At 67.6% G+C, this 23,144-nt stretch carries 19 protein-coding genes; 11 read left to right on the top strand and 8 right to left on the bottom strand.

Annotation, left to right across the window (positions count from 1 at the left end; all coding sequences use genetic code 11):
* Positions 1-99: 99 nt before the first annotated feature.
* Positions 100-2,625, top strand: coding sequence for a circularly permuted type 2 ATP-grasp protein (locus Q1W26_RS07615; protein ID WP_300438014.1), 2,526 nt, complete (start codon positions 100-102; stop codon positions 2,623-2,625).
* 16 nt (positions 2,626-2,641) lie between these two features.
* The gene (locus Q1W26_RS07610; protein WP_300438012.1) at positions 2,642-3,640 is read left to right on the top strand and encodes a transglutaminase family protein; all 999 of its coding nucleotides are present in this window, start codon (positions 2,642-2,644) and stop codon (positions 3,638-3,640) included.
* 39 nt (positions 3,641-3,679) lie between these two features.
* Here the strand turns inward: Q1W26_RS07610 and Q1W26_RS07605 are convergent, their stop codons facing one another.
* The 4 genes from Q1W26_RS07605 to Q1W26_RS07590 all read right to left on the bottom strand — a co-directional run bounded on the left by Q1W26_RS07605 (position 3,680) and on the right by Q1W26_RS07590 (position 11,024).
* The gene (locus Q1W26_RS07605; RefSeq protein WP_300438009.1) at positions 3,680-4,867 is read right to left on the bottom strand and encodes a YbfB/YjiJ family MFS transporter; all 1,188 of its coding nucleotides are present in this window, start codon (positions 4,865-4,867) and stop codon (positions 3,680-3,682) included.
* Between the two features lie 394 nt (positions 4,868-5,261).
* Positions 5,262-6,665 (bottom strand): efflux transporter outer membrane subunit, encoded by a 1,404-nt coding sequence (locus tag Q1W26_RS07600; RefSeq protein WP_300438006.1) that lies wholly within the window; start codon positions 6,663-6,665, stop codon positions 5,262-5,264.
* A complete protein-coding gene (locus tag Q1W26_RS07595) occupies positions 6,662-9,790 on the bottom strand; it encodes a multidrug efflux RND transporter permease subunit (protein WP_300438003.1) in 3,129 nt (1,042 codons plus the stop codon). Before Q1W26_RS07595 ends, Q1W26_RS07600 begins: the two co-directional genes overlap by 4 nt.
* A 13-nt stretch (positions 9,791-9,803) precedes the next feature.
* Positions 9,804-11,024, bottom strand: a complete 1,221-nt coding sequence (locus tag Q1W26_RS07590; RefSeq protein ID WP_300438000.1) for an efflux RND transporter periplasmic adaptor subunit — start codon at positions 11,022-11,024, stop codon at positions 9,804-9,806.
* 106 nt (positions 11,025-11,130) lie between these two features.
* On the opposite strand from Q1W26_RS07590, the gene Q1W26_RS07585 reads away from it, so the two are divergent.
* Positions 11,131-11,736 carry a TetR family transcriptional regulator gene (locus Q1W26_RS07585; RefSeq protein ID WP_300437997.1) on the top strand — a complete coding sequence of 202 codons (606 nt, stop codon included), beginning with the start codon at positions 11,131-11,133 and terminating at the stop codon, positions 11,734-11,736.
* A gap of 4 nt (positions 11,737-11,740) precedes the next feature.
* Here Q1W26_RS07585 and Q1W26_RS07580 read toward each other — a convergent pair whose 3' ends face one another.
* A complete protein-coding gene (locus Q1W26_RS07580; protein ID WP_300437994.1) occupies positions 11,741-13,015 on the bottom strand; it encodes a hypothetical protein in 1,275 nt (424 codons plus the stop codon).
* A 40-nt stretch (positions 13,016-13,055) separates the two neighbouring features.
* Positions 13,056-15,497, bottom strand: a complete 2,442-nt coding sequence (locus Q1W26_RS07575; RefSeq protein WP_300437991.1) for a hypothetical protein — start codon at positions 15,495-15,497, stop codon at positions 13,056-13,058.
* Between the two features lie 156 nt (positions 15,498-15,653).
* On the opposite strand from Q1W26_RS07575, the gene Q1W26_RS07570 reads away from it, so the two are divergent.
* Genes Q1W26_RS07570 through Q1W26_RS07545 form a run of 6 tightly spaced genes read left to right on the top strand, consistent with a single transcriptional unit; the run spans position 15,654 to position 19,344 of the window.
* A complete protein-coding gene (locus tag Q1W26_RS07570; RefSeq protein WP_300437989.1) occupies positions 15,654-16,616 on the top strand; it encodes a prenyltransferase in 963 nt (320 codons plus the stop codon).
* Positions 16,613-17,293, top strand: coding sequence for an HAD family phosphatase (locus tag Q1W26_RS07565; protein WP_300437987.1), 681 nt, complete (start codon positions 16,613-16,615; stop codon positions 17,291-17,293). Before Q1W26_RS07570 ends, Q1W26_RS07565 begins: the two co-directional genes overlap by 4 nt.
* A 2-nt stretch (positions 17,294-17,295) precedes the next feature.
* Positions 17,296-17,622 (top strand): hypothetical protein, encoded by a 327-nt coding sequence (locus Q1W26_RS07560; RefSeq protein WP_300437984.1) that lies wholly within the window; start codon positions 17,296-17,298, stop codon positions 17,620-17,622.
* Positions 17,619-18,230, top strand: coding sequence for a glutathione S-transferase family protein (locus Q1W26_RS07555; RefSeq protein ID WP_300437981.1), 612 nt, complete (start codon positions 17,619-17,621; stop codon positions 18,228-18,230). The genes Q1W26_RS07560 and Q1W26_RS07555 overlap by 4 nt, the downstream gene beginning before the upstream one ends.
* 35 nt (positions 18,231-18,265) lie before the next feature.
* Positions 18,266-18,856, top strand: coding sequence for a Holliday junction branch migration protein RuvA (gene ruvA / locus Q1W26_RS07550; RefSeq protein ID WP_300437978.1), 591 nt, complete (start codon positions 18,266-18,268; stop codon positions 18,854-18,856).
* Positions 18,853-19,344, top strand: coding sequence for a DUF4442 domain-containing protein (locus Q1W26_RS07545; protein WP_300437975.1), 492 nt, complete (start codon positions 18,853-18,855; stop codon positions 19,342-19,344). Before ruvA ends, Q1W26_RS07545 begins: the two co-directional genes overlap by 4 nt.
* Before the next feature lie 16 nt (positions 19,345-19,360).
* Here Q1W26_RS07545 and Q1W26_RS07540 read toward each other — a convergent pair whose 3' ends face one another.
* A complete protein-coding gene (locus tag Q1W26_RS07540; protein WP_300437972.1) occupies positions 19,361-20,017 on the bottom strand; it encodes a hypothetical protein in 657 nt (218 codons plus the stop codon).
* A 33-nt stretch (positions 20,018-20,050) separates the two neighbouring features.
* Positions 20,051-20,812, bottom strand: coding sequence for a PD-(D/E)XK nuclease family protein (locus Q1W26_RS07535; RefSeq protein WP_300437969.1), 762 nt, complete (start codon positions 20,810-20,812; stop codon positions 20,051-20,053).
* Between the two features lie 203 nt (positions 20,813-21,015).
* Between Q1W26_RS07535 and Q1W26_RS07530 the strand changes: the two genes are divergently transcribed.
* Both Q1W26_RS07530 and ruvB read left to right on the top strand, forming a co-directional pair.
* Positions 21,016-22,080 (top strand): AI-2E family transporter, encoded by a 1,065-nt coding sequence (locus Q1W26_RS07530; RefSeq protein ID WP_300437966.1) that lies wholly within the window; start codon positions 21,016-21,018, stop codon positions 22,078-22,080.
* Positions 22,080-23,132, top strand: coding sequence for a Holliday junction branch migration DNA helicase RuvB (gene ruvB, locus Q1W26_RS07525; RefSeq protein WP_300437963.1), 1,053 nt, complete (start codon positions 22,080-22,082; stop codon positions 23,130-23,132). Before Q1W26_RS07530 ends, ruvB begins: the two co-directional genes overlap by 1 nt.
* Positions 23,133-23,144: the final 12 nt, after the last annotated feature.

The following is a 23,144-nucleotide window of genomic DNA, read 5'->3' as shown; positions in this document are numbered from 1 at the left end:
CGGTCCGGCGGGTGTGGATGTATCCTCGCACCCGCCGGCGCCCGCCTGCCGCAAACCTTTGAATCCCCCGCCGCGGGGAAGAGCGTTCGCTATCCTCCGATGACCAGCCCCTTCCTCGCCCACTACACCTACCGCCCCGACAGCTACGACGAATTGTGCGGCGAGGACGACGTGCGGCCGCACTGGCAGCAGTTCCTCGAGCACATCGACGAATCCGGCGGCGAGACCATGAAGGCCCGCGCCGCCCAGCTGGCCCGCGGCATTCAACAAAACGGCGTCACCTACAACGTCTACGCCGACCCCCGCGGCACGGGCCGGCCGTGGTCACTCGATCTGCTGCCGATGATCCTGCCGGCCGACGAGTGGCGCGGCATCGCCACCGCCATTGGGCAGCGCGCGCGCCTGCTCGACGCGCTGCTGGGTGATCTCTACGGCGCCCAAACCACGCTCTCGGAAGGCCTGCTGCCGCCCGAGCTGGTCTTTGGTCACAAGGGTTTCCTGTGGCCCTGCCAGGGCATCAAACCGGTTGGCGGCACGCACCTGCACCTTTACGCCGCCGATCTGGCCCGCTCGCCCGACGGGCAATGGTGGGTGATTGCCGACCGCACCCAGTCGCCCTCCGGCGCCGGCTACGCGCTGGAAAACCGCCTGCTGGTGTCGCGCGCGTTTCCCGATCTCTTCCGCGACATGCAGGTGCAAACCCTGGCGCGCTTCTTCCACGGCCTGCAGGGCAGCCTCGGCAGCCAGGCGCCCAGCGACGGCGAGCCGCCGCTCACCGTGCTGCTCACGCCCGGCCCCTTCAACGAAACCTACTTCGAACACGTCTACCTGGCCCGCTACCTGGGTTTTCCGCTGGTGGAAGGGCAGGATCTGACGGTGCGCAACGACACCGTCTATCTCAAGACGGTGTCCGGTCTCAAGCGCGTTCACGCCATCCTGCGCCGCCTTGACGACGACTTCTGCGACCCGGTCGAACTGCGCGCCGACTCGGCCCTCGGCGTGCCCGGCCTGCTCGGTGCGGTGCGCGCCGGCCGCGTGCTGGTGGCCAATGCGCTGGGTTCGGGTCTGCTCGAATCGGCCGCGCTGCCCGGCTTTTTGCCCGGCATCTGCCGCCATCTGCTCGGCGAGGAACTCGCCATGCCCTCGGTCGCCACCTGGTGGTGCGGTGAAACCCCGGCCCGCAAGGAAGTGCTCGCCAACCTCAAGGATCTGGTGATCAAGCCGACCTTTCCCGGCCTCTCCAGCGAAATCATCTTTGGCGACCGGCTCGGCCCGGACCAGCTCGACGCGCTGGCCGCGCGCATCGAGGCCGACCCGTCGGCCTTCGTGGCCCAGGAGCTCGTCAAGCTCTCCCGCGCGCCGGTGTGGTCCGGCGGCCAGCGGCGCAAGCTGCGCTCCCGGGCGATGGGCCTGCGCGTTTACGCCGCCATCGGGCCCGAGGGCTACAAGGTCATGCCGGGCGGCCTGGCGCGGGTGGCCGGCGTCGACAACGCGCGCATCCTGACCCTGCAGAAGGGCGGCAGCAGCAAGGATACCTGGGTGCTGTCCGATGGCCCGGTGTCCGGCTTCAGCCTGCTCCACAACACCATCGGCGTGGACGACCTGATTACCGAAACCGGCACCCTGTCGTCGCGTCTCGCCGAAAACCTGTTCTGGTTCGGCCGCTACAGCGAGCGCTGCGACGCCATCGCCCGGCTGGCCCGGGTGGCCCTGTCGCGCCTCTCGGAAGGGCGTCGCAGCGAGCGCGCCGGAGCGCTCGGCATGATGCTTCACCTTGCCGCCGGCGCCGGCCTCGTCGAGGCCGAAGCCATCGACGGGCCCATCGTCAAGGCCGAGCTGGAACTCTTCCGGGCGGTGCTCGACCGTCGCGCCGACCAGGGTCTGGCCACCAACCTGCAGCGCCTCACCTGGTGCGCCGGGCAGGCGCGCGAACACCTCTCGCTCGACCACTGGCACGCCCTCAAGCGCCTGTCGGCCGAGATCGAAACCTGCCGCGAGGGGGCCAGCGATGTCTCTGCCCTGCTCGATTTCCTCGACGAAGCCCTCACCACTTTCGTGTCGCTGTCGGGCTTTGCGATGGACAACATGACCCGCGACATGGGCTGGCGCCTGCACATCGTCGGCCGGCGCATCGAGCGGCTCGACATGCTCGCGACCACGCTGGCGCGCTTCCTGCGCCGTTACGTGAACATTGCCGAAGTGCTGCACCAGGAGCTGGCCGTCGAGGCCCTGCTCGAACTGTGCGACTCGATCATCACCTACCGCACCCGCTATCGCGCCCGGCCCGAGCTGCTGCCGGCCTTCCACCTGCTGGCGCTGGACGACGCCAACCCCCACGCGCTGGCCTTCCAGCTGCGCATGGTGGCCAACTACCTGGGCAAGCTGGACGGCGACGGGAAGCTGGCCGTTGCCGAACTGGAAAAGTCCTTCTCCGGGGTGCAGACCTTCCCGTGGGTGCGCCTCGAAGCGTCCCGCCCCGCCGCCGAGCGCAAGGCCGCCTGCCTGGCGCTGGCCGACCGCCTGGACCAGCTTGCCGCTGCCGGCCGCGGCCTGTCCGAACGCCTCGCGATGCGTTACTTCAGCCACGTCGGGCGAAACGCCGCGCAGGCAACCTTCGCCGCCTGAAACCCGTGCCCAGCCCATGACTTCCGCGACGCCCAGCAGCACCGCCTACATCGTCATCCACGAAACCGAATACCCGCCCTGCGGTGTTCCGGTGTCCCTGTCCCAGCACCTGCTGCACCTGATTCCGCGCGCGCTGCCGTGGCAGAGCCGTGAATCCGGCCGCATCGTGGTCGAGCCCGATCTCGCGCGGCTGATCGAGGGTGAGGACGCCTTCGGCAACCCGGTAACCTGGCTGTCCCTCGACACGCCCCACGACGGCCTCGTGGTGCGCGCCGAAAGCCGCGTGACGGTGATCCGGCGGGAGCCGCTGCTCAAACCCGCCGACTCGCGCCCCTGGGAGCAGGTGCGCGACAGCCTGCGCTACCGGCCCAAGCCGCTGGCCGCCGACGCCCTTGACGCCCAGCGTTATCTCTACGCCTCGCCGCGGGCGCCGCGCGATGCGCTGCTGGCCGCCTTCGCCGCCCAGGTCTTCAAGCCCGGCGTGCCCATCCTGGTCGGCGCCCACGCGCTGATGGAGCTGATCTTCAAAACCTTCACCTACGACCCGGAAGCCACCGAAGTGGGCACCCCGGTGCTCGAAGTGCTCAAGAAAAAGCGCGGCGTCTGCCAGGATTTTGCCCACCTGATGATCGCGGCCCTGCGCTCGATCGGCCTGCCGGCCCGCTACATGTCGGGCTACCTGCTCACCGATCCGCCGCCCGGCAAGCCGCGCCTCGTCGGCGCCGATGCCTCCCACGCCTGGGTGGCCGTGTGGTGCCCCGACAGCGGCTGGGCCGAATACGACCCCACCAACGGCATCCAGCCCGACCTGCGCCACGTCACCCTGGGCTGGGGGCGCGATTTCCAGGACGTGTCGCCCCTGCGCGGGGTGATTCTCGGCGGTCTGGCCCAAACCCCGGACGTGCGGGTCACGGTGATGCCGGAGGCCGAGTGGAAGGTGGTTCGGGAGCGCAAGGCCGCGCAGCCCGAAGTAGCTGAAGATAAGGCGAAGGTGGAAAAGCTGCCTGGGGCCTGAGGCAAAAGGCCCCGCGGTGGTGTAGTCCGGCGCCCCTGGTCAGGCCGCCCGGGCGCCCTCGCGGCGTTCCACCAGCCGCAGCAGACCGAACAGGAACATGCCCACCAGCATCACCGCCGACGCCAGGTAAAGCCCGAACGCATAGCTGCCGTTCTGCCCGGCCAGCCAGCCGATGATCGCCGGCGCCCCGATCTGGGCCACGCCGTAGGCAACGGTGAGCTTGCTCATCATCTTGGCCGGTCGCGTCGGATAGAAGCGCCCCGCCATCGACATCACCATGCTGACGATGCCGGCGAAGGTGCCGCCAAACAGCACCGCCCCGGCCATTGCCGTGCCCAGCCCGTCGCCGAGCAGCGGTAGCAGGATGCCGAGGGCCTGCAGCCCGCTGGCAAGGATCAGCGCATTGAGCTGCCCGGTGCGCCGGGCGATCAGATCCCACACGATGCAGGCCGGCGCCGCGGCCAGCCCGACCGCCAGGAACACCCACGCGCCCTTGCCGCCCAGTTGCGGCATGCCGTTCACGATGGCGACGATAAAGGTGGCGCTCACCACAAAGCCCGCGCCGGCACAGAAGTAGGCGCCCATCATCAGCGCCAGGAACAGCCGGCCGGGCGGACGATCCTCCATGTGCGCGCCGCTGCCCGCCAGCGGCGTGGTGTCGGGCCTGGGCAGCCAGCGCCAGGCCGGAATCGCCAGCAAGGCGCCCAGCACGCCGAACAGATACCACTGGGCCCGCCAGTCGAACCAGTGGCTCATGAGCGCCACCGCCAGCGAACAGATGACGATGCCCAGACCGATGCCGGAGAAATGGATGCCCAGCTCGCTGCGGTGCCGGTGGCGCATCAACCAGTTCATGATCAGCCCCGACCCGAGCAGCATGCCGCCCGCCGTGCTCAGGCCCGCGACGAAGCGCAGCAGCGCCCACATCGCCTCGCCGCTGGCCAGGCCCATCAGCGCGGTGGCGGCCACCGCCACCACCATCGAGGCGCGGTAGAGCCTGTCCTTGAGCTTCAGGTCGCTGATCTTCGAGGCGAGCAGCGCACCGGACAGATAACCCGCGTAATTGGCTGCCGCCAGCCAGCCCCCGGCCGCGGCGCCGAGACCGGCCTGCTCGCGCATCAGTGGCAACAGCGGCGTGTAGGCAAAGCGCGCCACACCGAGAAAAAGGATCAGGCCAAGAATGCCGGCGCACAGAACCTGCAGGCGCTGTCGGTCTTCGTCGTTCATGGGGGGGGAGTCTCCGGATTATTGTTTTTGTGATCTGCAAGAAGCTTCAGTTGCTCATTCCGGGGCCGCGAAGCGGAACCCGGAATGAGCGCTCATCCTACCTTCTGCCGGTTGTCTGAGTCTCATTCCCAATCCGCTGTGTGATCGAGGGGCTGCAGTTCGACCGTAGCTTGAGTAAAGGCACGCTGCGTGCAGAAAAGCCCGTCTGAGCCGGGTCGCCTTCTTTGCCTGGTGTCCTGGCGAAGCAAGAAAGCAGGGTGCCTGCGGGGGGCGCGACCCCGGTCAAGGATAGGTCATTCAATGGAAGGCCCCGCGCCCGGGCCAGGAATCGCGCCACGGCATCCCGAAACCGCGGGCCGGCGCGCCGCTTCATGCCGGGCGCCGGCCGCACCGGTCAGTTCGACCGGGGCTCCCAGCCTCCTCCCAGCGCCTTGAACAGTTCCACCGAGGCGCCCAGCCGGGCTTGCCGGTTCTGGACCCAGGCGAGGGTGGCTTCGTTGGCGGTGCGCTCGGCGGTGAGCACTTCGAGGTAGGGCGAGTAGCCGCCGTCGTAACGCACCTGGGCGAGCTGGCGGGCGCGCTGGGCGGCGTTCATCGCGCGGCCGTAGGCGTCTTCGGCGTCGCCGCTCTGGCGCAGCTTGACGAGGGCGTCGTTCACTTCGCGGAAGGCGCTTTGGGCCGCCTTGCGGTAGCTCTCGAGGCTTTGCTTCTGCTGCGCCGTAACCTGGTCCACCTGGGCGCGCAGGCGGCCGCCTTCGAAGATGGGCTGGGTGATGCCGGCGCCCAGCGACCAGACCGCGGCCGGAGCGTTGAAGAGCTGCGACAGATCCTTGCTTTCGCGCCCGTAGGTGCCGGTGAGCGTGATGCTGGGGAACAGCGCGGCCTTGGCCACGCCGATGCGGGCATTGGCGGCGATCAGCTCGGCTTCGGCCTGGCGCACGTCGGGGCGGGCTTCGAGCAGGGTCGAGGGCAGCCCCGCCGGCGGTACCGGCGGCACCGGCAGGTTGCGCAGATCGCCCGGCGCAACCTGCAGGCCGGGCTGGCCGACCAGCAGGCCGAGCAGGTTTTCCGAGAGGGCGCGGGCCTTTTCGAGTTCGAGCTGCGCGGCGCTGTAGCCGGCCAGCGCGCCTTCGGCCTGCTGGACGTCGAGCTGCGAAACAATGCCGCCTTCGAAGCGGGTGCGGGTGAGCCGGGTGCTGCTGGCCTGGCTGGTCACGGTGTCGCGGGTGACCAGCAGTTCGGCGTCGATGGCGCGCAGGTTGAGGTAGGCCTGAACCACCGCCGAGGCGAGGCTGAGGGATACCGTTTCGCTGGCGTAGCGGGTGCCCAGGGCCTGGGCGCGGGCCGCTTCGGAAGCGCGCCGCAGCTTGCCCCACACATCGAGTTCAAAGGCGGTGGACAGGCCGATCCTGTTGGTGGTGCGCACCAGCCCCTTGGGCGGCGTGGTGTTGGGCAGGATGGTGCGGGCGCGGCCGGTGGAGGCGTTGGCATTGATCTGCGGCAGCAGCGCGGCGTCCACCTGGCGCAGCACGGCGTCGGCTTCCTCGATACGGGCCGCGGCGATCATTGCGTCGGGGCTGGTGGCGAGGGCCTGGCGGACGAGTTCGTCGAGCCGGGCGTCGCCGAACAGCGTCCACCAGTTGCTGGCGATGGCCGGGCTGGCGGCCAGCGGGGCGGCGGCGTACTGCGCCGGCAGCTGGATCTGCGCCTCGGGGCGTACGTAGTCGGGGCCGAGGGTGCAGCCGGCCAGCGCACCGGCGACGGCCACGACTGCGAGGGTCAGGCGGGGGCGGATCATGGCTTCACCTCCTGGTGGGCGGCGTGGCTCTTGGGCAGATCGCCGGCCGGGTGGCGCAGCTTGCCGCGGCTGAGCCACTTGTAGAACAGGGGCACGAAAATGGTGGCGATGAAGGTGGCGGCGAGCATGCCGCCAACCACGCCGGTGCCCATCGAGCGGCGGGCGGCCGAGCCGGCGCCGGACGAGATGGCCAGCGGCAGCACGCCGAGCACGAAGGCCAGCGAGGTCATCACGATGGGGCGAAAGCGCAGGCGGGCCGCTTCGAGTGCCGCTTCGACGACGCCCATGCCTTCGGCCTGTTTCTGGGCCGCGAATTCGACGATCAGGATGGCGTTCTTGGCCGCCAGCCCCACCAGCACCAGCAAGCCGATCTGGAAGTAGATGTCGTTGGGCATGCCGCGGATGAGCACCGCGACGAGGGCGCCCAGCATGGCGAAGGGCACCGCCATGATCACGGCCAGCGGCAGCGACCACTTCTCGTATTGGGCGGCGAGGATCAGGAACACCATGATGATGCCGAACACGAAGGCGATGACCGAGGCGCTGCCGGTGCGCTTTTCCTGGAAGGACTGGCCGACCCATTCGGTGCGGAAACCTTCGGGCAGCGTGGCCCTGGAGACTTCTTCCACCGCCTTGATGGCGTCGCCCGAGCTGTAGCCCGGCGCAGCGCTGCCCAGCACCTTGGCGGCCACGAAGCCGTTGAAACGCTCGACCATTTCGGCGCCGGTGATGGTCTTGACCGTGGCGACGGCCGACAGGGGCACCATGGCGCCGCTGGCGGCACGCACGTAGGGCTTGAGCAGGTCTTCGGGCTTCATGCGGGCGGTGGCGTCGGCCTGCACCAGCACCTTGTAGGTCTTGCCGCTGCGGTTGAAGTCATTCACGTACAGCGAGCCGGTGTTGGCTTGCAGGGTGGCGTAGATGGCGTCGAGCGCGATGCCCATCGAGAGGGCCTTGGGCTCGTCCACTTCGACGTAGAGCTGCGGCGCGGTGACCCGGAAGAAGGTGTTCAGGCCGGTCAGTTCGGGGCGCTTCTTGAGGGCTTCGACGAACTGGGCGGTGATTGCCGCGAGGTTCTTGGCGTCGCCGTCGGAGCGGTTCTGGACGTACACCTCAAAGCCGCCGGCGGTGCCGAGGCCCTGGATGGGCGGCGGGTTGAACACCAGCCCCATGCCGTCGGAGAGGCTCATGCCGGCGCCCATGAACTGGCCGGCCCTTTCTCCGGTGGTGATGGTGCGCTCTTCCCAGGGCTTGAAGACGATGAAGGTCGTCGCCACGCTGGGCCGGTTGTTGCCGGTGATGAAGTCCACGCCGTTGATGAAGAAGATGTTCTCGATGTCTTCATTCATGATGCGCTGGCGCATCTGCTCGGCCGCCACGCCGGTACGCTGGGCCGAGGCGCCGTCGGAGAGGGTGACGAAGCCGAACAGGTAGCCCTGGTCTTCGGACGGCACGAAGCTGCCCGGCACGATGCGCAACAGGCCAAAGGCGCCGCCGACGGTGAGCAGGAGCACCAGGGTGCCGATGATGCCGTGGCGCAGGGTCAGGCCGACGGTTTTGGTGTAGGAGCGGGTGAAGGCTTCGAAGGCCCGGTTGAAGGGGCGGAAAATCGGCTTCTCTTCGTGGGTGGGCTTGAGCAGCAGGGCGCACAGGGCCGGCGTGAGCGTCAGGGCGACGATGCCGGAGATCACCACGGCCACGGCCACGGTAACGGCGAACTGCTGGTAGAGCTTGCCGGCGATGCCGCCGAGGAAGGCCACCGGAATGAACACCGCGCACAGCACCAGCACGATGGCGATGACGGCGCCCGAGACTTCGCGCATGGCTTCGATGGCGGCCTCTTTCGGCGACATCTTGTGCTCGTTCATCAGGCGCTCGACGTTTTCGAGCACGACGATGGCGTCATCCACGACGATGCCGATGGCCAGCACCATGGCGAACAGGGTCAGGGTGTTGATCGAGAAACCGAACAGCCACATGCCGGCAAAGGTGCCGACCAGCGACACCGGCACCGCCACGATGGGAATCAGCGTGGCGCGCCAGTTCTGCAGGAAGACATACACCACGGCGATCACCAGCAGGGCCGCTTCGCCAAGGGTCCACAGCACTTCCTTGGCGGATTCCTGGATGAAGCGGGTGGTGTCGTAGGGGACGAAATACTCCATGCCCTTCGGGAAGCTCTTCGACATTTCGTCGAGGCGTGCCTTCACCAGCTTGGCGGTGTTCAGCGCATTGGCACCGGACTGCAGATAGACGCCCATGCCGGACACCGGTGCGCCGTTGACCTTGCCGCTGCGGTCGTAGTTGTCGGCGCCCAGTTCGATGCGCGCCACGTCCTTCAGACGCACCAGGCCGTTGGGGCCTTCGGCGCGCAGCATGATGTTGCCGAAGTCTTCGGTGCTCAGCAGGCGGCCCTTGGCGGTGACGGTGTAGGTGAGCTGCTGGCCGTTGGTCACCGGTTCGGCGCCGATCTTGCCGGCGGCGTTCTGGGTGTTCTGGACCTTGATGGCGGCGGCAACGTCGGAGGTGGTGATGCCCAGCTTGGCCATCACGTCCGGTTTCAGCCACACGCGCATGGCGTAGATCGGGTCGAACAGCTGGGCGTCGCCCACGCCGGGGATGCGGCGGATCTCCTCGACAACGTTCAGGGACACGTAGTTCGACAGGTAGAGGGCGTCGAAGGTGTTGTCCGGAGAACGCAGTGCGGCGAACATCAGGATGTTGTTGGAGCGCTTCTGCACCAGCACGCCGGTGCGCCGCACGTCATCGGGCAGGCGCGGTTCGGCCACCTTGACCCGGTTGTTCACGGCGATCAGGGCGGTGTCCGGGTTGGTGCCCACCTCGAAGGTGGCGGTGATGCTGACCGTGCCGTTGGAGGTGCTCTGGGAGTTGTAGTAGAGCAGGCCCTCGACGCCCGAGAGCTGCTCCTCGATGGGGGCCGCGACGGTCTTGGAGAGGGTTTCGGCGTTGGCGCCGGGGAAAGTGGCGGAGATGATCACCGTGGGCGGCGTGATCTCCGGGTATTGGGCGACCGGCAGCGTGAGCGAGGCCATGAGGCCGGCGATCATGATGATGATCGAGATGACCGATGCGAAGATCGGTCGGCTGATGAAAAAGCGTGACATGCGTGGTGCTCCCTTAACCCTTGGCCGGCGCCGCGGCGGGTGCGCCCGGCTTGGCGCCTGCGCCCGGACCCTGGCCCGGACCCTGGCCCGGCGCGTGGGGCGCCACGGTGGCACCCGGGCGAAGCTTGATCAGGTTGTCGATGATCACCTTGTCGCCGGCCTTGAGGCCGCCCGTGATGATCCAGTCCTTGCCGCTCCACTGACCGGTCTTGACCGGACGCGGCTCGACCTTGTTGCCGGCGCCGGCGAGCATCACCACAGGGCCCATGTCGGTCTGCATCACGGCGCCCTGGGGCACCTTGAACACGCCGTCGCGCTCGCCGGTGATCAGGCGGGCCCGCACGAACTGGCCCGGCATCAGGCGGCCTTCGGCATTGGCAAACTCGCCGCGCAGTTGCTGCGTGCCCAGCTTGGGGTCGATCTGGCTGGCGGCAAAGTTGAGCTTGCCGCGCACCGGGTAGATGCTGCCGTCGGGCAGGATCAGCTCGATGCCGCGGATCGCCTGGGCGCGAAAGCGGCCCTCGGGCATCGCGGCGGCCAGTTCGGCGTCATTCACCGAAAAGCGCACCCAGATCGGGTTCACCTGCACCAGGGTGGTCAGCAGGGTGCCGCTGCCGGTGGCGACGAGGGTGCCTTCCGAGACCACCGAGCGGCCGGTGACGCCGCTCACCGGGGCGGTGACGGTGGCGTAAGAGAGGTTCAGCTCGGCCTGGCGCAGGCTGGCCTGGGCGGCCTGCACGGAGGCCTGGGCCACCGCGTTGTCGGAGCTGGCGGTGTCGTATTCACGCTGGCTGATGGCCTGCTGCGCGAGCAGGCCCTTGAGGCGGGCCGCCTCGCGCTGGGTCTGGTCCACGCGGGCCTTGGTTTCGGCGAGCTGGGCCCTGGCCTGGGCCACGGCCACTTCGAGCGGCGCCCGGTCGATCTGGAACAGCGGCTGGCCGGCCTTTACGGTGGCGCCTTCTTCGTACACGCGCTTCATCAGGATGCCGCCGACGCGAGCACGCACTTCCACTTCCCGCGCGCCTTCGGTCTGGGCAACGGCCTCGATGCTGGTCTCGGCCTTGGTCGGCTGCATTTCGAGGACGGTGACGGGCAGCGCCGGCATGCCGCCGGCAGGAGGCGCGCCGGCCGCCTGGTCCTTGCCGGAACAGGCGGTGAGCAGCACGAGGGATGCGGCCAGCGCCGTCAGGGCGGCGCGGGACGGGGAGGGCAGAAGGCTGGGATGCGTGTTCAAGATGAACTCCGGGGCTGGATTTCTGGTTTGTATTGGGGCATAGTTTATACAATCATGAATGTATGTAAATACCCCGGTCGCTCATTTCTGATCCAGAGAATGCCAAATGGTTCGTAAGACGAAGGAAGAGGCCGAAGTGACGCGCCGTCACATCATTGAGGCTGCGCGCCGGATTTTTCTGGAGTGTGGTGTGGGTCGAACCAGCCTGGAAAAGATCGCCGCCGCCGCCGGCGTAACGCGCGGCGCCGTCTATTGGCATTTCAAGAACAAGATGGAGCTGTTCTTTGCCATGCGCGAGGAGGCGACCCTGCCGCTGCTGGACCGGGTTGTCTTTGACGAGGGTGACGATGACCCGCTGGGCGGCATCGAGCGGGCGCTGCTGGCGATCATCCACACTCTGATCGACGAGCCGCAAACGCGCGAGACTTTCGAGATCCTGATCTTCAAGTGCGAATACGTGGACGAACTGAGCCCGATGATGGCGTGCACGCCCGGCCAGTTTGATTTTCTCCAGCAGCTGACCGATGCCTACGCCCGTGCCGCGAACAAGGGGCAGCTGCGTGCCGTGGCCACCCCGGAGGCGATGGCCTACGACACCTTCCTGTTTGTCGGCGGGCTGGTGCGGCAGTGGCTGTCGGGTGCGCCCGACCAGCGCTTCCGCAGCGGCGCCAGCGCCTTTATCCGCAGCCACATTGCCCTGCGCCGGGCCTGAGCGTTCAGAGCTTGCGTGACGGGGTTTTCTCCCGCGGGGCGGGCCGGGTTTCGGTGACCGGTTCGGCGGCCGGGGCCTTGCGCATGACGATGCCGGTGCTCTGGAAGGCGCCGGGCATCCATTCGGTGGGGGCTGCCAGCGGGTTGGTACCTACCGGAAAGGCGAATTCGGCCTGCGGGGTCAGCTCAAGGGCATAGGGGCCGTCGGGTTTGCCCACGCGCCCGCGCAGGAAGGCGGGCGGGTTGAAGTCGAGCGCCCCCGGGTTGAGGGCGCCGGAGGGCAGGGCGAAATTGCCGTGGTGCTCGCCGCTCAGGGCCAGCGTGAACAGGCCCAGCCCGACGGTGAGGTTGTTGCGCGTGACGACGGTGGTGTCGGGAGGCAGCTTGCTGGTCCAGGCGCGGGTGAACCAGGCCGGCCGCCAGCCGTTGTTGATCAGCGTGTTGTGGGCCAGCAGCAGCCGGTTTTCCGGCCAGTGGCTGCCTTCCGCGCCGTAGCCGACGACGATCGGGTTGGCGCTGTCGGCGCTTTGGGAAATGACGTTGCCGACGACGAGCGCCGCGCCGCCTTCCGGAAATTCCAGTTCGTATGAAGCCGAGCCGCCCTGCCCGTCCAGCAGCAGGTTGTAGCGGATCTCGTTGCGCCGGGCCCGGCTTTTGAGCAGGTGCCCCTGATAGCCCTGGTGAAAACGGCTGCCCTCGACCACCAGCGACTTGATGCGGCCCACGTAGAGCAGGTGATGCAGCGCGGTGGTGTCCTGAGGGGCCTGGCTGAACACGCTGTTCAGCACGTGCAGTTCGGCGTCCTCGAAGTTGGCGGTCAGGATGCCGTTCTGGTTGTTCTCGAAAATGCAGTCGCGCACCTCGAGCTGGCCTTGTTCGAAGCGGATGCCGGCGCCGTTGCCGTCGGAGGCGGTGGCGTCGCGGAATTCGATGTTCTCGATCTTGAAGTTGCCGTTCTGAATGACCCAGATCGCCTTGCCTTCGGCGCTGTGGCCGTTGGCGGCAAGTACCGGTCGGCCGCCGAAGCCGCGGATCTCAAGGGATTTTTGCGGCCAGCTCGCCACGTCGCCCGTGTAGGTGCCGGGGCGGATCAGCACGGTGTCGCCATCGCGGGCGAGCTTCGCTGCGTCGGCGATGCGGGTGACGGATTCGTTCGGGCCGACCAGAATGACGGCCGCCCGGGCTGGCAGGGCCGCTGCGGTGGCGATGGCGGCGGCGAGGCCGAGCAGCAGCAGGCGCAGGGCACTGCGCGCCGGGAGGTGTCCGGACGATGCGTTCACGGTGGGGTTCCGGCAGGAGGACGACAGGCTCGATGGTAGCCTATTGCCCGCTGGCCGGTTCGTGCCGGAATGCGGAATTTTCGGGCCGGCGCAGGGTCAGGCCCAGCCACAGCAGCAGGGTCAGGAAGAGCGTGATGCGCGGCATGTCCAGCAGGCTGTCCACCAGCCCCACCGTGGTCACGCCAACCAGTGCGGCGAGCAGCGTGGCGGCGTGGGCCTGCAGGCGGGTGGGCTGGCGCAGCAGCCGCACGAAGGCCGTCGCCAGGGTCAGCAGCAGCACCCCGAGGCCGAGGGCGCCCTGCTCGACATAGGTGTGCACAAACAGGTTCTTGGCATGCCAGGGCAGGTGGTCGCGGTCGGAGGTGAAGAACCAGAAATCCATGCCCCGTTCGAACTCGCCGTTTTTCAGCAGGGGTTCGAGCCGGGCGTCGAGCAGTTCGAAGCCGTCCAGGTCGATGGGCGTGCGGCTTTTGTTGGTGATGGAAAACGCGGCCAGCCGGGGCGGCCGGCCCGGCTGGCCGAGTGGATCCGCAAAAACCCCTTCGAGGCTCTGCCAGCTGGCACCGCCCTTGAGGTTGGCGCTACCGAAGGTGCAGCCTTCGAGGTAGAGCAGGTGCTTGCGGCACAGGCTGAATTGCAGCACCGCTTCTGTCTCGCTGCGGGCCCGGAAGCGGTAGCGGACCGGGTTGGCCGTATCGAGGGGAATGCGCTGGGAAAGCGTCAGCACTTCGTCGCCGTGGCGGACGCCCCGGGCCGATCCCAGGCGCAGGAAGCGGCCCCGGCTGTCCTGAAGCAGCGACAGGGAGCCGGGCACGCCAGGATCGTCGACTGCCCAGAAATAGGCGTCCGGGTAGCGGCCCAGCCCGATTCCGGCAAGGGTGTCGCCGCTGGTGTGCATCAGGCCGAGGCTGTTGGTGTAGTGCTTGAGGCGCACGTCGATATCGTCGCCGGTGGCCGCGACGCGGCCGCTCATGTAGTAGCTGCCGAGGGTGGTGGTCAGCATGGCGCCCAGGGCCAGCACGGCCAGTGCGCCGTAGAGGTCGTGGGCTTTGGGCGACCAGAGCGGCTTTTTGGCCAGCGCCTGGACGGCGAGCACGACCAGTACCAGCAGTGCCGCCAGGGCGGTGCCGGTGAAGTGGGTCGGCTCGCTCCAGAAGGCGCTGATGCTGATGACGTTGAGCGTGGTCCAGGTGAGCAGGGCGACGACGGCAAGGCTGGGCACCGTGTCGTGCCGGCGCGCCCGTACCGCCAGCAGGCCGGCCGTGATCGCCCACGACAGGGCGTAGATCAGGTAAACCCCCTTCGGCAGCCAGAGCGCCGCCGGAACGCTGATGGCGAGCAGGAAGGCGCCGGCCACGACAGCGGCCACCAGCTGGCGGATGCGCATGCCGGCCAGTGCGCCGCCGCCCAGGTAGGCAAGCAGGAGGGCGCCGACAAAGGCGAGGAGGGCGCGGTAGCCGCCTTCCGGGAAAGTCAGCCCGCAGCCCAGCAGCGCGACGGCGATGAGCGCCACCAGCACGCCCGGGCGCCGCGGCGTTGTTGACGCCGATGCCGGGCGCATCAGGGCCAGCACGCCGAGGAGGCTCAGGGAAACGACCAGCGCGGCATAGACAATGCGCGAGAAGGTGGTGAACAGCGCGTAGCTGCCGATGCCGAGCACGAGCAGCGCAAGCGCCCTGCCGGGGGCGCTGCGGGCCTGGGACAGGGCCAGCACGGCGAACGGGAAGCACAGCATCAGCCAGGCATCCAGCGCGGCGCCGCCGACGTGCATCTCCCAGAACAGGGCGGTGGTCCGGTAGTCGTTGGCGAAATCGGTGAGGCCGGGAAAGGCGAGGCGTTCCCACAGGGCGGCCAGCGCGCAGGTGCCCAGGCCCAACATCATGCCGCGGGTCAGGCGCTCGAGTGCGGCGTCGCCGTCGCGCCGGATGGCCAGGTGCAGGAAGGGAATCAGCGCGAAAGCCAGCACGAAGCCCTTGCCGACCCTGAGCGCGTTGAGGCTCGAGCTATAGCTGACCAGCGCCGCGGCATCCAGGGGCGGCAGCGGATACAGCCCGCGCAGGCCGGAAATCACCACGCTGGCGGCCAGCAGCCCGAACAGGACGAGCGCCGGCAGGGTCAGCTTGACCGGCGCGCGGCCGCTCAGGGTGGCCGGCGGCGGCGCAAAGGCTTCACGCAGGCCGAGGGCCGCCAGCGTTGCGAGTATCAGGGCGTCGCTTTCGGTGACATGAAAGTGCCCGCTCCACGGGGCGAGATCCACCACCGGCCACAAGGCCGGCACGAGGATCAGCCAGCTTGCCGGCCGCAGCACCACAAGCAGGCCATAGCCGGCCAGCAGGGCCCCGGCCATGACGCGATCGAGCGGATACAGCATGAACCAGCCGGCCAGCGCGGCCACGGCGACAAGGGCCAGCAGGCCGCCGTAGAGGCGGGAACCGAAGGGGGCGGGCGACGGGCGATGGCGGGCGGAGGCGACGGTATGCAAGGTCGGAAGCGCAGATCGAGGGGGGAGCCGCCGATGCTAACTGATTCGGCCGGGGGGCGGCCGGCCTTTGTTGCCGGCCTTGGGCAGCCTTGCCGCTGCTTGACCCGCAGGGCGCCGCACCGCAGCATTGGCGCTTCGATCACGTCTCGACCCGCCATGGCGCCCACCCCCACCGAACCCGCCCCGTCCCTGCGTGCCCGGCCGCTGCTGGCCTGCCTGCTTGCTACGCGCCCGGCCTTTCTGGGCGTGACCTTGTTTGCCTGCCTCATCGGGCTGGCGGCGGCCCACGGCAGTGGCCTCGTCATCGACCCGGGCAAGGCGGTGCTGACGGTTTTGTTTGCCCTTGTCGCCCACGCCGGCATCAATGTGCTCAACGATTACCACGACGCCCGCAGCGGCGCCGATGCTGCCAACACCGAGCGGCTCTTTCCCTTCACCGGCGGCAGCCGTTTCATCCAGAACGGCGTGCTCTCCGTGGCCGAGACCGGCCGCCTCGGCCACGCGCTGCTGGCGCTGGTGGTGCCCGCCGGGTTGTGGCTCACGCTTCAGTCGGCGCCGGGCCTGTTGCTGATCGGTCTCGTCGGGCTCTTTCTCGGCTGGGCCTACACCGCGCCGCCGCTGGCGCTGGTGTCCCGCGGGCTGGGCGAGGCGGCGGTGGCGGCGGGCTGGCTGATCGTCGTGATCGGCGCCGATTACGTGCAGCGCGGCGCGTTTTCGGCGATCCCGGCAATTGCCGGTCTGTCATACGCGCTGCTGGTGGCGGCGATTCTGTTCATCAACGAATTCCCCGACCGGCGCGGCGACGAAGCCGCCGGCAAGCGCACCCTCGTCGTGCGTCTCGGCCCCGATGGCGCCAAGTGGGCCTTCCTGGGGCTGGTGCTGCTGGCTTACGGCTGGCTGGTGCTGATGGTGGGGCGTGACCGCCTGCCCCAGGGCGCCGCCGCCGCCGCGCTCACGCTGATCCTCTCGTTTCGCGCGATCCGCTACCTGATGGCCCACGCCGCCGAGCCAGCCGAACTGGCGCCGGCCCTCAAACTGACGATTGCCGCTGCCAACCTGCACGGCCTCGTCCTCGCCGCCACGCTGGCTTTCGGGCGCTGGCCGGGAGTCGCCTCATGATTTTTTCGCCCCCGTTCGCCGCCGCCGATGTCCACGCGGTCATTTTCGACATGGACGGCCTTTTGCTCGACAGCGAGCGGGTTGCCCTTGCCACCGTTGCCGCGGCCGCCGCCGAGCTGAGTCTCGAATGGCGCTACGAAGTCGGGCTGGCAATGGTCGGCCTCAACTCGAAGGACGGCCCGGCGGTGATCCGTCGGCACCTGGGTGACGACTATCCGGTCGAGGCGCTGTACGCAAGCTTCGGCCGCCTTTATGAGCTCGCCATCGACGAAGGGCGGATTCCGCTCAAGGGCGGTGTCACCGAGCTTTTCGACGTACTCGACACGCTGGCCCTCGGGCGTGTCGTGGCCACCTCCACCCGCCGCTCGCGGGCCGAGCCCAAGCTGGCCGCGGTGGGCCTGCTGAACCGGGTGCACGGCATGGTTTGCGGCGACGAAGTTGCCCGCGGCAAGCCGGCGCCGGACATCTTCATCGCCGCCGCCGGGCGCCTCGGCGTGGCCCCGGCGAACTGCCTGGTGTTGGAGGACTCCAACGCCGGTGTACGCGGCGCGCTGGCGGCCGGCGCCCGGGTAGTCATGGTGCCGGATCTGCTGCAGCCGGCCGACGACGTGCTGGCCGCCGGTGTGCCGCGTGCCGCCAGCCTCCACGATCTGGCCCGATTCTTTACCGGGAGATAGCGATGAAATGCCTTCCACTGCTTCTTGTCCTGCCCGCGATGCTGCTCGCGCCGCCGCTGATCGCCGCCCAGGATGCCGGCTCGACGTCTTTTTGCCCCTTTCCCCTGCCAGCCGAGAACGGCACCCAGCGATCCATCAATCTCGGTATCGTGCAATACATCGACGTGCGCGCCGACGAGGTGAAGATCGCCTTCGGCGGCGGCAACCTCGGCAGTGGCCACGAAGCCCGAATTCCCGTGCAGAGCCGTGACGAAGCCGATGCCGTGCTTGCCCGCCTGCGCCAGACCGCCGCCCGCTGCGCCCAATCCACCCCGGGAGTCAAACCATGAAACTTGTCGGCCTGCTCGATTCACCTTTCGTCCGTCGCACCTTCATCAGCGCGCGAATGCTCGGCATTCCCTTCGAGCATCAGTCCCTGTCGGTCTTTCGCAACCTTGCCGAATTCCACGCCATCAACCCGCTTCTCAAGGCCCCAACCCTGGTGCTCGATGACGGCGAATTGATGGTGGACAGCACCCAGATCATCGCCTGGTTCGAACGCATCGCCCCGGCCGGCAAGAGCCTGATGCCCGCCGACGAGGCCGCCTTCCGGCGCTGCCTGCAGTTTGTGGGCTACGGCCTGGCCGCCGCCGAGAAAAGCGTGGCGCGCTACTACGAAACCCGGGTTCGCCCCGAAGACGCCCGCTACCCGGCCTGGATCGAACGGGCCACCGGCCAGATCCGCGACACCTACGCGCTGATCGACCGCCAGATTGGCGACACCGACTGGCTGTGCGGCGCCGCACCCACCCAGGCCGACATCACCGTTGCGGTGGCCTGGCGGTTTACCCGTTTCAGCGCGCCGGGCCTGGTGGACGACAGCGATTACCCGCACTTGGCCGCCCTTGCCACCCGTGCTGAAGCCCTGCCGGCCTTCAAGGCTGCGGATTTCAGTTAGGCCGCCTCATCCTTACACCTCACCACACAGAAAACATGATCGGACGCATCACCGGCCGCCTGGCCGAGAAGAATCCCCCGCAAATCCTCATCGACGTAAACGGTGTCGGCTATGAGCTGGAAGTGCCGATGAGCACCTTCTACGGCCTGCCCGCCAACGGCCAGACGGTCAGCCTCGCCACCCACATGGCGGTGCGCGAGGACGGCCACTTTCTGTACGGCTTCGCCAGCGAAGACGAACGCGCCGCCTTCCGCCAGCTGCTCAAGGTGGCCGGCATCGGCGCGCGCACCGCGCTGGCGGTGCTCTCCGGGCTGTCGGTCAGCGATCTCGCCCAGGCCATCGCCATGCAGGAATCCGGCCGCCTGATCAAGATTCCCGGCATCGGCAAGAAAACCGCCGAGCGCCTGCTGCTGGAACTGCGCGACAAGCTGCCTAAGGCCTTGCCGGGCGTCGCCTCCCGCGCGGCCGCCGACCTGCCTTTCGACGACCGGGGCGACATCATCAATGCGCTGATGGCGCTCGGTTACAACGAGAAGGAAGCCCTCGGCGCGGTCAAGCTGCTGCCCGACGGCGTCGGCGTGTCCGACGGCATCCGCCAGGCGCTGAAGGGGCTGTCGAAAGCGTGAGCGCCAAGCTCAAACAGGGCTTCATGCGCAACGTCAAGCTGGGCGCCGGCACCCTGCGCCTGCTGATGAACCTGTGGCCGCCCTTCATTGGCGCCGGCATCCACGTCGAACGCCTCGCCCCGGACTACCGCGAAGCGGTGGTGCGCATGCGCCTCGGCCTGCTCAACCGCAACTACATGGGCACCCACTTCGGCGGCTCGCTGTTTGCGATGACCGACCCCTTCTTCGCGCTCCTGGTGATGCACAACCTGGGGCGGGATTACGTGGTGTGGGACAAGGCCTCCAGCATCGACTACAAGCTGCCCGGCCGCGGCACCGTGCGCGCCCGCTTCCGCATCACGACAGAGCAGGTCGAGGACATCCTCCAGGCCACCGCCGACGGCCAGAAATACGAGCCGACCTTTGCCGTGGACGTGGTGAACCGCCACGGAGAGGTGGTGGCGACGGTGGAGAAGACGATTTACGTGAGGCGGAAGCCGGGGGTGTGAGCCCCGGCGCTGTGCGTCAGGCTTGTGCTGCGTCTTCGCCGTTCTTGGCGAAGTGGGCTCGTGCGGTTTCGATCAAGCGGGTGAATTCGGGCAGCGCGGCGGCGATGTGGGCGAGGGCGTCGTCGACGGGTTCGAGTGCGTCGTCCAGCGTGTCCGGATAGGCATCGGCAAGCGCCGCTGCGTCGATGCGCACGGGGTGAAAGAGCGCTTCTCCTTCCGGGCGGAAGCCGTTTGCCGCCAGCAGGGGAAACTCGCGGAAGTGCTCGTGCAGGAAGTTCGCCCACTTCTTGCCGGGCTGGGCGCGTTTCTGGTTTTCCAGCCCGGTCAGCCACGGTGCATGCACCGAGAAGTAAAAGCCGAACTCCTGTGTGACCGCGCCGACCAGCGGTGAAAGATAGTGTTCATAGCCTTCGCTGGGCAGCATTCCGATTTCGAACCAGGCGAGATAGCCGATGTCGTCAGTGACAGGCCAGCTCTCGGGCTTGAAGCTTGTTTCGTCTTCCAGAAAATCGAAAAAGCCTACCCAGCCCTCCTGTGCCTTCGCCCATTTTTCGATTTTCTCGTCGATGGCGCCGAAAATCCGTTTTTCGGCTTCGTCGACTACCGCCGGGGCTTGTTCCAGCACGGCCATGTTGCTGATGACCAGTTTGTGAATTTCGTGGGATTGGCTCATGGGAGAGGATTCCTTGCAGTGAAGTTTGATCGGTCAGCGGAGCGTGCGCATGTGCTCGGCGAATTGGTGCAGCAGGAGGCCGGCCACGCTCGTGTCGAGTGCCGTGTCGCGAATATGCTGCTCCACGACGGCAGCAACGGATTTCCATGAAATCGCGGTGATATGGCCATGCTGCGCTTCTGTTTTGGGCGCTCGCCCGGTTGGCGTGAGGAAAATCACAGCCCATTCGCGGGCCGTATTGCCGGCCTTTCTCGTCGCCAACTGGCGATATCTTTCCAGTTGATCGCCGGATTCTCCGGCGCCGACCTTCACTTCAATGAAAATTATAAAGTGCGGGTTTTCGATCTCGATGTCGATACGGCTTTCACGCTCGCCGAACGGGCAGGATTCGACGCGTGTCCAGTACGGATATCGGATGGCGAGTTCTGCCAGGTCGGAGCGTTGCAGTTGCCGCAGCAGCGCGGCCAGGATCGCCGGCCCCTGGCCATGATCGCCAAAGCCATCGAGCAGCCAGCGCAGCACTGCGCTGTTGCGCATCTCGTCCTTGCCGATGCCGGCGGTACGCCAGGCATTGGCGGCCACGCCACTACGTCGGTAGTTCCGATAGGCTGCCTGGAAAGCCGTGGCAAATTCATTGAAGCGTTCGTGCTTGAGCGCTGGCGCCGACGGTGGCGCAGCCGGCGCGAGGCTTCGCCAGCCGTCGAAGAACCCGCGCATCGCGGCGATGTTCCGTGACCCAGGCTGCAGTGCGTGCCAGCGGTCGAAGAAGCACCGCGCTTGTTCGTCGAGGAGCATGGTGGTGAGGTGGCAAGAGCCATCTGGTTTGATTGGACAGAAAGTGATTGGACGATTTTTTCGCGATAAGAACAAGACTGTTTTATATGTTTGGCATAAATCGGGAGTTTTCGAGGGCCGATGCTGCCTTGCGGTGTCGATCCTCCGTTCGCCGCCCGACGATTCGGCGATAATCGCGCCACCCCATTCAAGGCATATTCCCCATGGCTCCGCGACGTACTGCCCAGGTGGCCATCACGGCCTTGCTGCTTCTTGGCTGCGCCCTCGTGCTCAGCCCCTTCTTTGCCGCGATCCTGTTTGCCGGCACGGTGTGCATCACCACCTGGCCGATGTACCAGGCGCTGCATCGCCGCCTGCGCGGGCGCGACAGTCTGGCCGCGATCACCATGACCCTGCTGCTGACCGCCGTGCTGCTGGTGCCGATGATCGGCCTGGCCACCTCGCTGACCGACGCGGTGATCAACCTCGTCGATTATGTCGGCGTGCTCATCGAGCAATCCGATGGCCGCCCGCCGGCCTGGCTCAAGGAGATTCCGCTGGTCGGCGGCGACATCGACGCTTACGTGCGCAAGCTCACCCACAGCCAGGCCGAGATGCGCAAGCTGGCCACCCAGGGCATCGATCCGGCGCGCAAGTTTGCTCTCGGCCTGGGCCAGATGCTCGGTCAGGGCCTGCTGCAGATTGCCCTGGTGCTGTTCATCGGCTTCTTTCTCTACCGGGACGGGGGGCGCATCTACGCTCAACTCGAAATCGGCGCGGAGCGTCTGGGGGGAGAGCTGGGCAACCGGCTGCTGGAGCTTGCGGCCAACACGGTCAAGGCAGTGATGATCGGCATCGTCGGCACCGCTGCGGCGCAGGCGCTGGTGGCGCTGGTCGGCTTTCTGATTGCCGGCGTGCCGGGCGCGCTGCTGCTGGCGGCGGGCACCTTCTTTTTGTCGCTGGTGCCGATCGGCCCGCCGCTGCTGTGGGGCGGGGCCGCGTTCTGGCTTTACCAGCAGGGCGAGAGCGGCTGGGCGATCTTCCTGGTGCTGTGGGGCGTGCTGGCGGTCAGCTCGGTGGATAACTTCCTCAAGCCTTTCCTGATCAGCCGCACGGCCAGTCTGCCGATTTTGCTGATTGCCCTCGGCGCCTTTGGCGGCGTGCTGGCTTTTGGCTTCATCGGCCTGTTCCTCGGGCCGACTTTCCTGGCGCTGGGGCATGCATTGTTCCGTGAATGGACGGCCGGACATGTCGAAATCGTGAACAACAAGGTCGTGGATAGCCAGTAATGATCGAAACCGATGCCATCCGGGGCGGCCAGCCCGACCCCTCCGCCCGCCTGATCACGGCCCAGCGCGCCAGCAACCAGGAAGAGGCGCTGGAGCGGGCGCTGCGCCCCAAGCGCCTTGCCGATTACGTCGGCCAGCAAAAGATCCGCGACCAGCTGAGCATCTTCATCGAGGCGGCCAGGAAACGCGGCGAAGCGCTCGATCACGTGTTGCTGTTCGGCCCGCCGGGCCTTGGCAAAACCACCCTGGCCCACATCGTGGCGGCCGAGATGGGCGTCAATCTGCGCCAGACTTCCGGCCCGGTACTCGAGCGCGCCGGCGATCTGGCCGCGCTGCTCACCAACCTCGAGCCCCACGATGTGCTGTTCATCGACGAAATCCATCGCCTCAGCCCGGTGGTGGAGGAAATCCTCTACCCGGCGCTGGAGGATTTCCAGATCGACATCCTGATCGGCGAGGGCCCGGCTGCACGTTCGGTCAAGCTGGACCTGCCGCCCTTCACGCTGGTGGGGGCGACGACCCGCGCCGGCATGCTCACCAACCCGCTGCGCGACCGCTTCGGCATCGTTTCGCGGCTGGAGTTTTACACCTCCCAGGAGCTGGCTTTCATCGTCACGCGCTCGGCGCGCCTGCTGAATGTGGAGATCGACGAAACCGGCGCCTTCGAGATCGCCCGGCGCGCCCGCGGCACGCCGCGCATCGCCAACCGCCTCCTGCGCCGTGTGCGCGACTACGCCGAAGTGCGCGCCGATGGCCGCATCACCGCGGCGGTGGCCGATGCGGCGCTGACCATGCTGGACGTGGACCACCTGGGCCTCGACCTGATGGACCGCAAGCTGCTGGGCGCGATGCTGGAAAAGTTTGGTGGCGGCCCGGTGGGGCTGGACAACCTCGCCGCGGCGATCGGCGAATCATCCGACACCATCGAGGACGTGCTGGAACCCTATCTCATTCAGCAGGGCTATCTGCAGCGCACGCCCCGCGGCCGCATGGCCACCGCATCGATCTGGCAGCACTTCGGGCTGAAGGCTCCGGGCGGCGGCGAGATTTGAAGGCGGGTCTGG

It is taken from the genome of Zoogloea sp., from assembly GCF_030157465.1.
Classification (GTDB): Bacteria; Pseudomonadota; Gammaproteobacteria; order Burkholderiales; family Rhodocyclaceae; genus Zoogloea.
Note: the sequence above shows the minus strand (reverse complement) of the source record. Positions and strands in the feature narration are given on the sequence as shown.